Consider the following 16394-nt stretch of genomic DNA (forward strand, 5'->3'; position numbering starts at 1 on the left):
CGGCTGAACCACATCCTGGACAACCTCGACTTCGTCCATCATGTACACCTGTCCATTTAAAATTTGAATGGACATGATCGTCGGGCTGCTCGACTTACCGATCAAGATGACTTCGCCGGCTGCTTACATTGCGTCCGCAAAGTTGGGTTGCGGACGCAATCGTGAGCCGTATCAATAACGGAAGCTAGGTGTGCGAAATCGCGCGCTTACGATCGAGTGACACGGTCCTGCTCCCGCTGCTTCGAATCCTCGCTCCCTGAGCTTGCGTGTCCGGCATTGCGTCGGACACGCAGATCGTCACTTTCGAAACGCAACCGCGTTGCAACTGCGGTGGTGTCTGATTCAGAGCGGGTACAAGCCAAAGGTAGCAGGCCTCGCGCGGAAGTCGATCACGTCATCTCTTTGCAATTACGTATGGGTGGCCCGTTTGGTGCCGACAGCACGGCGATATGGACGGTGCACGCGTTCATCTTTGCAATGCCCGTTTCGACCGCACGGCGCAGTATGTAGAAGCCCGACGCGAGCGGGTGTAAAGGCGGTGACGCGTCCATGTTTGCAACAGGACTGGAACTTCGTCGTGCATTCCGCTCCCGTTGCATCGCACAATTGCGCTCCCGATAGGCCGGGTGCGTCGTGCGGTATTGACGCCAGTAGTCCGGGCGACGAGCGCGCCATTTGGCCTGCGCCCGCGCCTGGTTGTCGCGGTAGTCGGGATCACTTCGAAGTCGCTGCTGTTGCCAGCGTCGGCGTCGCTCTCGCTGGCAGCCCAGGGCAGAACAGAATCGTTGATTCGGGATGTGAGACAAAGGATGGAAGAGGCTGCCACAGGCAACGCAACGGCGAGCGTTATTCATCACGCGCTCCATACGTAAGGTAGCAATCTGGAGCACGTTGGCAGCCGGGCATCCAACCCGCCTGTGAAACGCTGATGTGCAATCGGCGAAGGCTGCGAGCGCTCAATCTGCGCGTTTTTTGGGTGGGTGACTCAGTCTAACGAATTTGCTACACAAATCCGGGAGGTCCAACTATTTCTGTTCGGAGCGCGTTTTGAGCGCCAGCAGAGCCAGTCGTTACAAGGCTTTGACAGGGGGCGCCGAGATTTTTCAGTTATTGCGGCACGGCTGCCGATTTTTTTCACTTTCAGTGTCAGCGATGGTCATGACGCATGTCACTTTTAGTGAAAAAACCCTTTAAATTCAGACGGACGTTTTTCAGGATATGTGTCACCCGACATGTCGGGTGACGTAGGGCGCCAGAGTATGTGCGACTGGCGCCATAGTTATGCGACCACAGGACAGAGCTCCTGCGACTGACGTACTCCGTTAAAAAAATCGACCTTGTCTTCGCGGTCTGCGGACTCTTAATCCAGAGGTCGAGTGCTCGATCACTTACGCCCCACCAAAGAACTACCTTAAGAATCAGGAAAAACTGCCGCTCCATCCAGCGGCTTTTTTCTGCCCCTAAGCTTGACCAGAAAGTGATCGCACCCGCGTGTCAAGCCGGGTGGCTGGGACAAAGTTGGTGTACTTCTGCACGATCTCGATCGTTTCCCAGTCGCCGAGCTCCTTCAGTACCGTCGGCAGTGTGCCACGCTGGACATGCCAGCTTATCGCGTTCGCAGTAGTAGAATTGCGCGATCTATTAGATCGCCGACGATTTAAGAGGATTTTGAGATACCGCCCGAATACTTCCACCTTGACCACCTAAGCTTGGGATACCGCGAGCAAGTTGCTCATCGTTTGGACTTGGTGAAGGCCACTGCCTGCCACTGGCGCGAACACTAGAGGCTATCTGCGCACAAAATCGGACGGCTGTGGAAATCTAAACTTTCCGAAGTACATGAGTGCGTACGCGCCAACGGCGCCGACGAAGCTAAAAATCAAGAACCAGGAGCGGCTGAATGAGCATGAACGAGGCGGACACCCGCTACCACCTCATCGACCCGGTCTTGCGTGACAAGGGTTATGTCAGCCGCGACCGAATCACGCTGGAAACTGTGCTCACGCCACCTCCGGTGGAACCCAGCGGCCCCAAAGGCCGCAGACGCAAGGGTCCGGGGCGCACGGACTATCTGCTATGTGTGCAGGCAGGTGACATGCCCAAGGCTATGCCTGTCGCAGTGCTCGAAGCCAAGAAGGAGGGCGACGATGCGCTCAAGGGTATGCAGCAGGCGCGCGGCTACGCCGACACGCTGCGCTTTGACGTGAAGTACGTCTTCTCGACCAACGGCCACAAGTACGGCGAATACGATCGTTTCACGGAACTCATCAACGGGCCGGCCCCGTTCCAGGACTTTCCGTCGCACGCCGACCTCACTGCCCGCTACGCCAGGAACAGCGGTATCGACCTCACCCGGCCCGAGGCGACTATGTTGTTTCAGGCCGATAGCCCTGCATGGTCGCAGTTCCATCTTTCGCGAAGCCACATAGCAAGCAGTCGATACGCTTCGAGTTCGTCGGCAGTTGAAACTCGAGCTTGACGCCCTGGTTGGTCAACCCGGCTCGCGAAAGCTTGATTCTTAGTCTTGATAATCGGAGTACTTACGCGAATTTCCGCGGACTTTTTCGGCGGGATATTTCGCCCGATTGATGTCCATTTTTTCCAAACAGGCTTGATAGAGGTCGACATCAAGTTTGTCTGCAAGGCGGACGAGGTATAGCAATACGTCCGCCATTTCGTGACGAATGGCGGTTTGCTTGCTCTCATCCAGTTCGTTCTTCTCGCCAGTGGTCAGCCATTGGAACGGCTCCAGTAGCTCACTCGCCTCGACGCTTAAAGCCGTCGCCAGATTCTTTGGCGTGTGAAATTTGTCCCAGTCGCGCTCATCCGCAAACTGACGAACGAGGTCGCGCAAGCTTGCAAGGTCACTTTGCATCTTAAAATCCTTCGGGTGATGGCTTCCCCGGACGGCTGGGGATAACTATTCGGATCGGTCTTGCGGGGTGAGATAGGGAACTAGAGGCGTGCCTGCTCGGATGGACCGCGTTGTCCTTATCTCGATAGGAGGTGATGATATAAGAGGGGGACGGGTTGATGCGTGCGTTCTTTAGCTGGCTACGCTGGGCGAGACGCTGTTGCAGTTTCACGAGTCGGACGCGGATTTGATCCAGCGGCTGTGCGTCGCTTGGGGCTGCGTGGTTCACGGCGGCGGGCAAGCGGGGAGTTGTCCGATCGGCCGACGGCGCCGGTGAGTCACCGGTGCAGACGCTGGTGCTGCTGTGCGACCCGATGACACTGCCGAAATCGTCGGCCGGCACGGTGCGCTATAACCGCGATGCGGTCACCGAAGCGCGCGACTCGATCAGGCTGCTGTCGGTCTCGCGTCAACACGTGCCGGGCGACGTGCTGCGCGCGAGCTGGGACTACAAAAACGTGACCGTGGCGCAGGCGTCGGAGACGAGCATCGTCGATCAGGGCGAAGCCGGCGACGACATCGCGCAGCTGCTACGCGACGCGGTCATCGACGTGCCCGGGCAGGGTCGTAAAGGAAATAGTGCAGCCCGTATTCGGCAGCAATCCTTGACGGCTTTACCCCTTTGGACGCCTTGATCAGGTCGATGTTTTTCTCATTCGGCCAGCCATAGCAGGAAAAAATAGCCTCAGCTAGATAAGAAAATCGGACCAGTTTTTGGTATGAAATGTAGAACAACCCCCAAAACATCAATAGTCCAAAAAACCCACAAATCGCAATGAAACTTAAGGCGTCAGACCATCCATCTTTTCCATTGTTATATAAGAAGACAACGGAGAATAAGGAATAAATCACAAAGAAACTCCAGAGCATCATTTTCATGACGCTTCTGTATTGAGCCAATCTCCCGCACGTCGCATGCGGATAAACTGCAACAACACCGTCTTCAGGCCGTCTCAGGGAGTACACCAAGTAGCGCCCCCTCGGTCGCTTCTCGACCACGACCTCCACCTCGTCCCCGTTAAACACTGGCATCTTCCAAAGCCAGCCTTCCATGTGCCTGCCGTCGAGATCGAATTCAACCCAGTCAGCATCTTCCTCGGAGTTGGCCGAGATGTTGAGCAAACCAGTTGCCGATCCGCCCATATCTAACAGAGCCGCGCCAGCCGCCGTTGCCTCCATGCGTTCGTGTTGTACTTGGCTCAGCACGAAGTCCTGTTGCCGCCTTCGGATGCGAAGATTAGAAATCGTTCCACGCAGCAATTCCATATTAAATGAAGTCTCTGTTGCAGATCATCATCGCCGTGCCCGCTCAGGGTCGTAAAGGAAATAGTGCAGTCCATATTCGGCAGCAATCCTTGACGGCTTTACCCCTTTGGACGACTTGACCAAATCGATACTTTTCTCATTCAGCCAGCCATAGCAGGAAAAAATAGCCTCAGCTAAATAAGAAAACCGAACCAGTTTTCGGTATGAAATATAAAAAAGACCAAAAAAAGTCAGGAGCACAAAAAAGCCGGCTACAACAAGAAAACTAAGCATCGTAGCGAAGCTTACGCTCCCACGGCTTGACAAGAGAAAAATGGAAATTACGGCATAAATCCCCAAAAAACACCAAAGCATCATTTTCATGATGCTTCTGAATCGAGCCGACCTCCCAGACGTCGCATGCGGATAAACGGCGACAACGCCATCTTCAGGCCGCCTCACGGAGTAAACAAAGTATCGTCCCTTCGGTCCCTTCTCGACCACGACCTCCACCTCATCCCCGTTAAACACTGGCATCTTCCACAGCCAGCCTTCCATATGTCTGTCGTCGAGATCGAATTCAACCCAGTCTGCTTCTTCTTCGGAATTCGCCGACATGTTGAGCAAACCCATCGCCGACGCGCTCATACCTAACAGAGCCGCGCCCGCCGCCGCTGCCTCCATGCGTTCGTGTTGTACCTGACTCATCACGAAATCCTGTTGCCGCCTTCGGGTGCGAAGGTTGGAAATCGTTCCACGCAGCAATTCCAAATTGAATAAAGTCTCTTTTGTCATATCCCTTCCGATATCACCTTATCGAATTCCGTCTCTTGCTGCGGCATATCTGTATACCGAGGAACATCATGATCTTTGATTCGCAGAGTACTCGAATACAAAAAGTCATCATGGCAACGACCGAACAAAAATGCGCTAACTGCGAGAAAACAGGTTTGCCGATCCTTCCGGTGCGGTACACCGTGCTGCCGCAGACCGTGGGTGCGAAACTGCCAGCCGGCATTAGCGGTAAAGGCGTAACGGATGTCTCACTGACGGCACATCACTACGGTCTGCGCACTTTGCGCGAAGGGTGGCTTTACCTTTTCTATGTGAAAGGCGCACGTGGTAGCAACTACTGGGAAGCCTACACGGTAACCGAGGACGGACGCCTGTGGAAGCAGCCCCTGCCGCTTTCGACTGCCCCGGCGATTCATCCTGCCTGTGCTCAGAAGAGCATCGCCGTGCAGATGGACATTATCGCGATTGAACGCCCGGAAAAGTGTGGCGACGTTTATATCGCCTTCTCCGAGTACCCATGGCACAAGGACATCTTCAAACTGTATGCGGGCGACGCGGCACTTCGTGCGCAGCGCATGCAACGCATCGAACCGGCGAAATGGATCACGGGCGCAAAAGATGAACACGCCGCGGTTGCGACCGAGCAGAGCATCGATGCAGTCATCGAATACATGCCGGGTTTTGATCCCAAGTTGCTGCAATTGCCAAAGCAAAAAGTCAGCAACCCGAACGGGACTGTCAACGCGGATGTGTTGAAACACGAAGCGACGCGCTATCCATTGCATATACGCCAGGCGACACCGGCTTCAACGAGCGCTGCGCTTGTGAAACTGATGAAAGGCGTTGGTGAAACCAAAGCGGGCAAGCATCATCCCCCGATGCTGTTGGCCCTTTGGGACGGCATCGGCAATGTGCACGAACTGAACGGTTATCGCAATGACGCTGCCGTCATGATGACGCGCTACGTGCAGGAATTACCCAAAGAGATTGATGCGTTGCAGTCGATCGAAGCGGCGGAGGTCGCGGTAAAGAACGGGGCGGTTGCGTCCAAAAGCCGCTGGCGTTCGGCTCGTCAGGCAGGCTGGGAAGCCATGATCAATTCGCCCGGCGCAATGGATGGCATACCGACGATGCTGTCGCCCGAACAGGAAGCAGCGTCGCAGAAGAACATTGAGGACGCGGGAAAAATCAGCCCAGCAGAAGCCAAAGAGATCGGTGAGGCGGAGTGGCCGAAATACCTGGATAAGCTTAACAAATCCAGGTTCCGGCAGTTTCGCGACGCGTTCCAATCAACGCAAAGCACGGTGAACCAGTTACAAGCTGACCGCACGGCGGACGTTGCCGCGTGGCTGAAAGCACCGGTGTTGCTTGCTACGCTTCGCGATTACCATGAAGACGATGTGCCCAATGGCACTGCGTTCGAAGGCGTAGTGAACGAGGCGATCAACGGGCTGCCCTCCGAAGAGAAAGGCGCCCAAGTCGTGGTAGATCTGGTGAACAACATGGATCCCACCCAGCCGACGAGTCTGGTGTGGCGAGCCTTTGCGTTCAATCAGAAACAACCAAAGGTTGAAATCAAGGAATTGCTCGCGAAGGCGACAGCATACAAGGCGACGCGCGCAGAGGAGATCGCGGAGATTCTCGAGAAGATCGCAAAGCCGCTCGAGAAGCTGAAAACGTTTGTCGAGTTTCGCGAGAAAATGGGCGAGGTTAAGGAGCATGAGTACGCGATCTCGGCTACCGAGCGTGCCGTAAAAAAACTTCAAGTCGACCGGCTGAGCATTACGATCGCCAATGCACTTTTCAAATGGACGGGGATGGGTAAAGTAAGCGACTGCGCGGGAGCATTCCTGATACGCGGTGCGCTTATGATGCGAGTCGGCATTAGCCAGACCGACACCCTTGGCTTGGTCAAGGAATCGGCGAACGTCGAACCGAAGTTGCGCGCCAAGCTGGAAAGTGGTTACCGCGCGTTGCGCGCAAAGGGCGTGAAACCTGCGGAAGCATACGCGCAGACGCTTGAGACCCTGGCATCGGATGAAAGGGGGCTCGTGCTCCGGGCGAAGTGGAACGCAGTCAAGCTGACCAGTGAGGGCGCGGAGGCCGCCACAGGGATTCGAATCGGCGGAACGTTGGCGATCATTGAGCTGTTCGGCTTCGGTGCGAGTCTGGCAAAAGTCGATAAGAGTGGGGAAGACTATGCAATGCTGGTGGCAAGCGGATTTTCAGCTTCATCTGCTTGTTTGCAAGCCTCGAGCAAAGCAATGGCCGCGATGGCGAAAGATGCAGCCCAGACTGTGGCCAACTTAAAGGCCATCACGGGTTATTTTGGTGGCGCATCGGCCACGATTGGCGCGTTCTTCGACGCGAAAAAGGGTGTGGAACAAGCAAGGGACAGCAAGATTTGCCTCTCGTCACTCTATTTCATTAAGAGCGGTTTGGGATTTACCGCCGCCGCTGCTAACCTCTTGACGGCGCTAACATCAAGCGCACCAATGATCGCGAGAATCACCGGTGGGCGCGGCGTCGTGTGGCTAGGCAAGGCGAGCGCAGGTATTGCCGGAGCGACAGCAAGAACTGCCAGCCTGGCAACAGCCGCCGAAGAAGGTACGACGGCAGCTGCTCGGGCGGCCGCAGCAAATGCAGCCGGCAGAGAAGCAGTTGGCGTGGCAGCAGGAGAAGTTGTCGTGGCAGTCGGCGAGCGCGGCGCGTTGCTAATGATAGGGCGGGTTGCACTCTTCATGGCGGGCTGGGAGGTCGCTGTGGTAATCACAGTGATTCAAGTCCTGATCTGGTATTTCTCGGATAACGATTTGCAGACCTGGTTTGACAAATGTACGTTTGGCAAGTCGCCGAATAGTCCTCCATGGGAGGCGGGCAAGCAGCATGAGGAATTCGAAAAGGCGCTGAAAGGCGTTGGGTTGGAGGCAAGTGAGGGTTCGGAATGACTATTGAAACAACATCGTCGGCGCCCGCAAAATTGCTGCGGGGGCGCATCACCAATTTGCGTAAAACACGTCGCAGTCAGGACTTTTTCTTTACGGACTCCGACCGGAAAAAAATGGGTGCAACGGCAATCGCGGCCGGACTGGCAGGTTTGGGTGGCATCGCTGTTGGCCTAAGCGGTATGGCAATGGATACGACTGAGGAAGCGGATCTGCTGGAATTCGACCTGGACGGTAAGCCAATCAAAGCGTGGGTGTGGCAGTCGGTCTTCGGCGAAGGCGAAGAAGTGGAAGTTGTCGCCGAGCAATGGGGTGACACTTGGCAGGGGTATGGCATACGACGTATCAGCGACAAGATCGTGGCACTGCATCCGCATTGCAGTAGAGGCAGATATGCTCACTACAAGGCTTCATTACGGTTGTGGTTGAAAGTCTGCCTACCGCTGCTCTTGTTTATGTACATTTTAACTGGCGCGATAGCATTCTTTGAATCTATGGACAACTGGACAGGCATGGTGCAAATGTGGGTTTTGGGCGGTTCCGGGCTGCTGGCGATATTGGGCGTCATTGCCTTCCGGATGTCGCGCAAACTGATGGGTTTCGTTAGCCTCGCCGAAGGCATTTTCCAAGGCTTTGGTTGGAAGGACGTCAAGAACATTGATCTGCCGGCGATCACCAAGAAAGGCAAAACACCAGGTGAACCGGGTGCGCTCGGCATTCTTTATTTTCGATATTGACAGCGTCAGATAACCCCGGTGGGACAAACGGCGGCTTTGATAAATGAATGCGGGAATACGCTCGGTTAGCGGAAAAGTATCGAACCTGCGATTCTCGCTGGAGGAGCGCGAATCGAAGGCAGCGGAGTTCGAGCGCAAAATCACGCTGCTGTCCCCAATCCTGCTCGCACTTAGCGGCAACGGTGGACTGGCTGTAGGCAACATGGCGGTCAATTACGGCATGTCGATCGCTAAAGGCAAAGCATATTGGGTCGAGTTCGACGTAGACGGGCGAACGCTAAAAGGGTGGCTCGGCGGCGTCTGTTTCGAGAACGGCGATGCTGTCGATGTGGCGATGGAAGGGAATGACACTTTGTTGGCTGTTAATAGTTCCAACGAGCGGGTCGTCGCGATCTTGCCGCCTTGTGGCAGCAGCCCAAAGATGATCTACAAATGCATGCGCTATACGTTCATTGGAATCTTTCTATTCCTTTTGCTGTTTCTCGGCCTAGGCTTTTACTTTGTGGCCGCACGAGAGGATCTTGTCGAGCTGCTTTCCGTAGCTTTCCCATGCGCGATTGCGGCGGCATTGTTCGTTGCGGTTGGCGCGAACGGGCGTGAGTGGCTTCATGCAGTGCGCACAAGGAAAATTCTGTCTGCGCTGGAACTGCCAGAGGCCGACTCTCTCGATTTACCAACGAGGTCCTACGAGCTTCTCGGCAAGGGCAAGATACAGGGTAGTGTGGGCACGGTGTATCGCTATTGACGGTCCTCTTCCGAATCGAGGAGTTCCACGATCGAAAGCCGGCCTCGCTAGTAGCGGTACCTCGGTAGTCGGTTAAGAACCAAGGTTCCACACGATACGATCGAAGATAGTTTTTAACTTTGCTCCCCTTGCCGCATTCAGCATTACAGCATGCGCGACGCGACCGGCGAGATGCGCCCGAAAGTCTGAATGTCCGTCGCGATTCTGCGAAGCTGGGTCCGACCTCACACAATTAGTGAGCACCGCCTTCAAAGCATCAAACTCCGTCCGCGCAAGATTCGGATGACTGTTCACCACAACCCCAGCCAGATGCTGCCTCGTCCCCCGCCGCATCACCCGCGTCTTCCTTAGATTGACCGCAAACCCTTCCTCAATAGCAATCGCCGCCACACGAATCTGAAGCCGCTGTGCCATCCGCGCGAGATCGTCCCCACTGGAAAACGCCAGATCATCGGCATAGCGCGTATACGTCGCCCCTAAAGACCGCGCCAACCCAGCCAGCCTCAGATCCAGCCGAAAAGCACACAAATTCGCCAACGCCGGCGAAGTCGGCGCACCCTGCGGCAAATGCCGGTTCCGATATCGCTGCCGTTCCTGCCAATCGATCCTGTCGCGCACGTCCGGCGCCAGCAGCCAACCACTCGGCACACGATTGGTACACAACCCAGTCAACGTCCGTGCAACGTGCAACGGATAACCCAAGGCACACATCACGGAGTAAACGCGTCCCGCATGCACAGACGCAAAGAAATCCGTCAAATCGAAGCGAATCACAACCGCTTTACCCGCATGAGGCGCCGCGAACGTCACCGTATTCCGCCCACGTCGAAAACCATGCACCGCATCGTGAGCAGGAACCCGATCGAGCAAACCGTGAAGCACTTTCCTCTGCAAAGCCCGCAAACGCGATTTGGGCACTTCGATAATCCGACACCGTCCGTCGCGTTTTTCGATCGCCTTGTACGAATAGTGATGAAGCGGTGTCGCCGCACTCTGCGCCGGCACACGCCAGCGATCGGCAAACCAGTCCAGTTCGTCCGGCTCGATTTCCAGCCAAGCGGCCAGATCGCCGAGCGTCGGCAACTGCGGCAACGCCACTTCATGCAACCAGGGCGGAGGCGGCCGTTGAACAGGCGGGCGAGGCAATACACGCACAACCCTCGGCTGATTCTCACCTCTCCAAGCCGCGACAAATCCCGTGTTCTCAGCAACAACCTTCGACAACTCTTTACTGTCGACGTTGTCCCACCGCGCGCCAAATCGCTTCGCAATCCCGCGCGCCAATCCATTCATCCAATCCGCGCGTTCACCCAACACAAGCGTCATCCGCTCGACCATCGTGGCGGCCTCGGGCCCCCCGGCCAGCATGGCATCGGCGATCGCGTAGGTGACAAATTGCAGGGAAGATTGCGGCATAGAGCAGAAGTAAGGGCGGGCCGGCCAGTCAACGCGTCTTGTGCTGCGTGAGCTCATTTGCGCAACGCGCAAGTCACGCTCATGCGACGAACTGTGGAAGTCATTCAGATCCACGGGGTAGCCCCGTAGTGCCCGGAACGATTACTGCCCGTACCTTGGCAAGCTTGACTAGCCGTCCCGCGAGTCGAAGATAAGCGACGCACCTACGCTTGTCAACGCATTGGCAGTACGAACCAATTTTGCAACAAAATGCTGCGGAAGCGCATCGCTTGATGCGGAAGACGCTGCAGTCGACCGTTGACGATGTGCAGCAGAAACATCGGCAACACGACAGGACGCTGTCCCACCATCACGTAGACGGTATCTTACAAGTACGACAACGAACTCCGGTTTGACGTTGCCACAGCGCTCACATCTTTTCCAGCGCCGCCCCAACCCAACCGAAACTGATCCTCTCCTGCTCCAGCCGCAGATTCTTGCGCAAACGGTTATCTCGCAGATCGTCATATAGCGCTCGTTCGTCCCGAGTCAAACGCGGCAAATCCCGCAACGTCTGCTTGTCCTCCCGATCCCATTGCGATTGGAACGCCATCAACGTTTCCCGGTCCATCAAGAACGATTCGACGTGATCGAACTGATGGCGCAGTTGATCGAGAATCGCGAACCCATGCGTATCTATATCTCCCCAGTAACAAACGCGCCGACGCAAAAGCCAGTTGGCGTTTGCGAGCATTTCAAAACCATATCCTGCGCCGAAGACAACCATGCTGTCGTCAACCGGCGGAAAAGCCAGAAAATTAATCTCGTTCTCTGTGATAAAAATGCGGCTAACGTCGAGGTCCAGGCGAGCAAAACTTGCGGCGTCCAGGGTGATGTCCTGCTCGGTGCTGGCGGGATGAAATAGAGCCTTCTTCGCGTCCAGCACACGAAAGCGGATACGCAACGGTTTTTCTCGCAATCCATAGCGCGCTGCAAACTGGCCAAGGCCGGATCGTGCGGGGTCCACCGAGTCCACCGGCAATACACAATCCAGCAACTCGGCGAGTACGCCACGGTGCGCTTCAATGAATTTGGTGTGTACATCAGCGATATCGATCTGCCGTAGATACACCCCGGGCCGCGGATGTACCTCCAGCCACAGGCACACGTCCAGCAACAGGCCCCACACTTCAGCAAGTTCAAGCGCTCTTATCGGTCTTTTCGCAAGCCACGGAACGAGGCGAGGCTCGCGAGCCCGAGTCACATCCAGAAGCGATAAAAACCGTGCCGCTTCGCGTTGTTTTCCAATGAAAGCGACCGCATCCTCGAATGAGTCGATCCACACTTCAACTGGCAGCGCATTGCTGCCGAAAACCCGATGCCGAAACTCGCGCATCTCAAGGCGGCAATGTGCGATTGCCCTGAGCGAACTACTCCATTGACGAATGTCCTCGAAGCGCTCTGTGATCTCAACGGACGTAGGGCTTTTCAACACCAGGCGCTTCGGAAACAACGAAGCTCCCGTTGCGAGGCCGGCGAGCAGTTCACCTCGTTCCCAGAGCCTGTTGACCTGGGTGCGGAGATCGGTCGGTGTGGTCCAACTCACGTTTCGCTCCTGCCTTTTTCCTCGCGGTATTCTTCGATCGACAGGTTGCGCAGCCTCGATTCGCGTCCCTCCTTGTTGTCGACAAATCCAACGCTGGCAACAAACGGTTCGATGATATAAATCTTCTGCAGCGGGGTGACAATCAGCAACTGAAGGTTCAACTGAGCAAACAGCCGCAAACCGTATTGCGCGGACTCGTCAGATCCACGGCCAAATGCTTCGTCGATAACAACGAAGCGAAACGAGCGCGAGCGCACAGCGCCCCATTCGAGACCGAACTGGTAAGCGAGGCTCGCGGCCAGGATCGTATAGGCGAGTTTTTCCTTTTGCCCGCCTGACTTGCCGCCCGAGTCGGAATAATGCTCGTGCTCGCTATCATCTTCGCGCCAACGTTCGCTGGCGGCGAACACGAACCAGTTGCGCACGTCAGTGACTTTTGCCGACCAGCGACGATCCTGCTCCGTCAGCCCCTCGCGTCCGCGGAATCGCTCGATGATCTGTTTGACCTGCAGAAACTTGGCTTCGGAATACTGCACGTCTTCCGACCCTGTGAGTGTGCCTTCGGTACACGAACGCAAGTCGCTCTGAAAATCACGAATCTCTGCGTCCTGGCTCAACTGCGCTTCCAGAACGATATAGCGGCCGGCGTTGTAGTCGATCTGCGTCAGCGACTCGTTGATCAATGCGATCCGCTCTTTGATCGTCTCGCGCTCGCGAGCCAGTTGTGACTGGAAGTTGGCCACTTCACGAATGGTGTTCTCGTTGAGTAAATCCTTGAAGCGCGCTTCGAAGCGCGGCAGATCGTCGGCTTTCAATGTGTCCAGCATGGTGCGATATTCCGCGGCCGCTTCAATGGCGACGTCCACTTCCTGCGTCTCAAGCGGAAAAGCCGTGCAATACGCTCGCATGGCGTCGATGATCTTGTCGCGCTGACGCGAAACCTTCTTTTCCTCAGCGTCGATATTGTCCTGCAGCCATTTGCGCATATCGCTCTCGCGATTGTCACAGGATTCGACAGTCAACTGATGCTTGCCGAGCACCTCGGACCATAGCTCGGCAAGCCGGGCGAAGTAAGCCGTATGAGCCGCGTAACCCGGGTCGTCAAGAATCGCCCGGGTGTGCGCGTGCAGATCATGCGCAATACGCTGCCGTTCTTCCGTGCGCGTGCGCTCGGCTTTGTGCCCATCGAGTTGCGTCTCGATGTCAGCGAGTGCGGCGCTGACTTGATTCAGACGCTGGGTCAATTCTTGCAAAAGGTCTGAAGCCGACTCCAGCCGTGTTTTCTCTTCGCGCAATCCGGCGACTTCCACCGCGACGGTATGCCAGTCAAGTTCGCGGTATTCCGCGTGTTCGTTGAGCAGCGACAATGCGTTCAGGCGTGTCTTTAATTCACTTTGCTCTGCCTGAATCTTGCCGATCAGCGCGCCCAATGCGCCCAGGTGTGCTGCCAACTGTACGGATTGCGCTTCGAGCGCCTGAATTTTTTCCGTATTGGTCCAGCCCAGCACGTAGCGCCGGCGGTCATCCAGTCGATGGCGATCGTCTTTCTCATGCCGTTCGCCCGGCGCCTTGATCTGACCGGCGCGTGTAATGGCGCGTGTTTCGCGGCGGAATTGCTCCTGGGTGTCGCAGCAGACAACATTGAAGCGCTGCGCCACTTCGTATTCGAGCCAGTCGTAAAACGGCGAGTCAGGTTTCACGGAGAGCTTTCGGGCCAGCGAGTCACGATGCAGTTCGGCACGCTCACGTCTCGCAGATTGCCGCACCCGAAAATAAACGAGCCGCCCCTTCAAGTGGGTCTTGTCGACCCACTCAGTGACTGCAGCATAGTGTTCATCGGATACCAGAAGCGACAGGCCGAAACCACGCAGCAGGCGCTCGGCGGCGCCCTCCCAATCGCGCTCGTCTTCGCGCACTTGTAGCAATTCGCCGGCGAAGCATAGGTCTGCTTCGGGTAGCGCAAGAGCATCGCACAACGCGGTGCGCATCGCGATCTGTTCGGCCGGGATATTGCTGCGCCGGCTCTTCAGACTGTCGATCTCCGCCAACAGTGCGTCGTGGTCCTGTTTGCCTGCGCGAAAACTCACACCGTGTTCGGTCAGATCGTTTTGCAGGCGCGCTTCGTCCAATTGCGCAGTTTCTACACGCTCGGTGAGACGCCGGCGCAGCGCAAGAAAGGCGGGTTCATCTTCAGGAACGGACTCGCCGGCCACCTGCGCAAGATCGTGGAAGCGCTGGGATTTCTGTTTGCGCCGAGAACACTCCGCATCCTTCGATTGGATCTCGCCCTCAAGGCGCTCTAGCCGGTCCCCACCGTTTTCAGCAATGTTGCGCCGCAGTTCGCCTTCCTCGATACGCTGCGCGGAGCGCATTGCGTCGAGTCGTTTGACATGAGCGTCCTGTCGCTCCCATTCCGCAGCGAGATTCTCAATTCGCCGGTCGAGCAAACCGACCTTGAGGTCGGCCGCATACGATTTAAGCGCCTCCCGGCAGGCCCGCAGATCGTCGACTTGCGATACCAGCAGCGCGTGCCGCTCACAATCCTCGACGAGAGGGCCCAGCCGCTCCATCTGCCTCTTGGCTTTTAACACCGCTTCATGAGCGCGATTCAGGTCGTCGAAGTGGCCAATCAGCGCAGTCATGCGCGTCGCGACATCGAACGGTTCGAGCATGTGGCTCCGGACAAAATCCGTCAGATTACCCACCGACTTCATCGACACCGTTTGATGAAACAACTCCAGCGCCTGCTCGTTCTCGATCCCGAAGCGCCGACGGAACCACGCACCGTATGGCGGAAAACTGTCGAACAGTTCCGCGCCGAGCGCACGCAACTTTTTACGTAGACCGGCGATGTCCGGTCCGAAGTCGGCAAAGTCTGCTGCAATCGACAGCGCTCGTTCCGCACCGACGAATAGCCGCGCCGGTTGGCCGTGCGCGTCTTTCATCCAGAACACCTGGGCAAGCGTGACGGTTTGGTCATAGCCTGCGTTGTGGAAGCGACCCAGAATGACCGAATAGTTGTTGTGGTCCCGCAAAGCCACAGGTTTGGCCGTGCCGCTGGTCTCATTGCGTTCCGACTTGTAATGGCCGAGCACGTACGAGCGTAGCGTGCGTTCCTTGCTGTCAGCGCCCGCTGCCTTGTTGTAAGCGATGCGATGCGCGGGAACCAGCAACGTCGTCACGGCATCGACGAGTGTCGATTTGCCGGAACCGATGTCGCCCGTCAGCAGCGTGTTCTTGCCGTCGGGGTTCAGCGTCCACACCCGGCGATCGAAGGTCCCCCAATTGAAGACCTCCAGTTGCTGCAGGCGAAAACCGGACAGCGCATCGTCGGCGACGAAATCGAGTCCGGGCAGTTGCATGTCAGTCATCTGCGTTCCTTGATGCTGCTGTGCCGAGTTGCGCTTGATAGACCGCGAGCCGTGCGTCGAAATCGGCGAGCCACTGGGCGTCGACAAACGCTTTGAGAATTCGTTGTACTTCGAACGCGGCGGTTTGTCCTTCGCGCTTGCCGGCGGCTGGCTTCAGCTTGCGCAAGAAACCGAGTTCGACGATCTTGTTTATTTGCGTGTCGATCTGATCAATCAGTTTGGCTTCGTTGCTGCCTGACGGTAGAAACACACGAATCATTTCCACCATCTGCTCGCGGGTGAGAATGAGGCGCGTGTCACCACCGCCGGCGTCGGACTCGGCGAGCTTTTTGCGCAGCAATGCCAGCATCAGGCTCACCGGAAAAGACAACGGGCGTCTTGCGACAAGACGGGGCAACGCTGGCGAATCGTCATCGCCGTTGTCGGGGCGGGAGCGCAGGAACGCGTAACCCTCTGCTTCGTCGAGCACCAACTCGAGATTCAACACTGTGACGTAATCCCTTACGCGCGCTTGCAAGTCGAGCAGGGCGCTCCATAGCGGCGCATCGGCATCGCGGTAAATCACGCCTTTAAGCAAGGGAATCAACAGGCTCGACAGATCGTGTGTCGAAGCCGTTGCGTCATGTTCCTGTTCCAATATC

The 16394-nt window shown here is 56.5% G+C and carries 13 protein-coding genes; 5 read left to right on the top strand and 8 right to left on the bottom strand.

The annotated features are described in order from the left end of the window. Positions 1-389: 389 nt before the first annotated feature. Complete coding sequence (locus tag FSO04_RS10480) at positions 390-854, bottom strand: hypothetical protein (protein WP_154559636.1); 465 nt, start codon at positions 852-854, stop codon at positions 390-392. 1046 nt (positions 855-1900) lie between these two features. Here FSO04_RS10480 and FSO04_RS10485 point away from each other — a divergent pair. Next, positions 1901-2479, top strand: a complete 579-nt coding sequence (locus FSO04_RS10485) for a hypothetical protein (protein ID WP_199203022.1) — start codon at positions 1901-1903, stop codon at positions 2477-2479. A 39-nt stretch (positions 2480-2518) separates the two neighbouring features. Here FSO04_RS10485 and FSO04_RS10490 read toward each other — a convergent pair whose 3' ends face one another. Next, positions 2519-2875, bottom strand: coding sequence for a nucleotide pyrophosphohydrolase (locus tag FSO04_RS10490; protein WP_154559637.1), 357 nt, complete (start codon positions 2873-2875; stop codon positions 2519-2521). A 323-nt stretch (positions 2876-3198) separates the two neighbouring features. On the opposite strand from FSO04_RS10490, the gene FSO04_RS10495 reads away from it, so the two are divergent. Then, a complete protein-coding gene (locus tag FSO04_RS10495) occupies positions 3199-3549 on the top strand; it encodes a contractile injection system protein, VgrG/Pvc8 family (protein WP_233464810.1) in 351 nt (116 codons plus the stop codon). On the opposite strand, the gene FSO04_RS10500 is transcribed toward FSO04_RS10495, so the two are convergent. Both FSO04_RS10500 and FSO04_RS10505 read right to left on the bottom strand, forming a co-directional pair. Continuing rightward, the gene (locus FSO04_RS10500; protein ID WP_154559638.1) at positions 3458-4180 is read right to left on the bottom strand and encodes a putative type VI secretion system effector; all 723 of its coding nucleotides are present in this window, start codon (positions 4178-4180) and stop codon (positions 3458-3460) included. The two genes, FSO04_RS10495 and FSO04_RS10500, sit on opposite strands and share 92 nt — an antisense overlap. A gap of 27 nt (positions 4181-4207) precedes the next feature. Beyond that, complete coding sequence (locus tag FSO04_RS10505) at positions 4208-4954, bottom strand: putative type VI secretion system effector (RefSeq protein WP_154559639.1); 747 nt, start codon at positions 4952-4954, stop codon at positions 4208-4210. A gap of 110 nt (positions 4955-5064) precedes the next feature. Here FSO04_RS10505 and FSO04_RS10510 point away from each other — a divergent pair, with 110 nt between their 5' ends. Genes FSO04_RS10510 through FSO04_RS10520 form a run of 3 tightly spaced genes read left to right on the top strand, consistent with a single transcriptional unit; the run spans position 5065 to position 9381 of the window. Next, a complete protein-coding gene (locus tag FSO04_RS10510; RefSeq protein WP_154559704.1) occupies positions 5065-7902 on the top strand; it encodes a T6SS effector BTH_I2691 family protein in 2838 nt (945 codons plus the stop codon). Further along, the gene (locus tag FSO04_RS10515) at positions 7899-8636 is read left to right on the top strand and encodes a putative type VI secretion system effector (protein WP_154559640.1); all 738 of its coding nucleotides are present in this window, start codon (positions 7899-7901) and stop codon (positions 8634-8636) included. The genes FSO04_RS10510 and FSO04_RS10515 overlap by 4 nt, the downstream gene beginning before the upstream one ends. A gap of 43 nt (positions 8637-8679) precedes the next feature. After that, entirely contained in the window at positions 8680-9381 is a 702-nt protein-coding gene (locus tag FSO04_RS10520; protein WP_154559641.1) for a hypothetical protein, read from the top strand. Positions 9382-9453: 72 nt separating this feature from the next. Here the strand turns inward: FSO04_RS10520 and FSO04_RS10525 are convergent, their stop codons facing one another. From FSO04_RS10525 to FSO04_RS10540, 4 genes are all read right to left on the bottom strand, one after another. Further along, positions 9454-10911, bottom strand: a complete 1458-nt coding sequence (locus FSO04_RS10525) for a reverse transcriptase family protein (protein WP_325063519.1) — start codon at positions 10909-10911, stop codon at positions 9454-9456. 295 nt (positions 10912-11206) lie between these two features. Continuing rightward, entirely contained in the window at positions 11207-12382 is a 1176-nt protein-coding gene (locus tag FSO04_RS10530) for a Wadjet anti-phage system protein JetD domain-containing protein (RefSeq protein WP_168435634.1), read from the bottom strand. Continuing rightward, positions 12379-15753 carry an ATP-binding protein gene (locus tag FSO04_RS10535; protein ID WP_154559642.1) on the bottom strand — a complete coding sequence of 1125 codons (3375 nt, stop codon included), beginning with the start codon at positions 15751-15753 and terminating at the stop codon, positions 12379-12381. Before FSO04_RS10535 ends, FSO04_RS10530 begins: the two co-directional genes overlap by 4 nt. Beyond that, entirely contained in the window at positions 15746-16393 is a 648-nt protein-coding gene (locus FSO04_RS10540; RefSeq protein WP_168435640.1) for a DUF4194 domain-containing protein, read from the bottom strand. Before FSO04_RS10540 ends, FSO04_RS10535 begins: the two co-directional genes overlap by 8 nt. Between the last annotated feature and the right edge of the window lies 1 nt (position 16394).

The organism is Paraburkholderia madseniana, from assembly GCF_009690905.1.
Lineage (GTDB): Bacteria > Pseudomonadota > Gammaproteobacteria > Burkholderiales > Burkholderiaceae > Paraburkholderia > Paraburkholderia madseniana.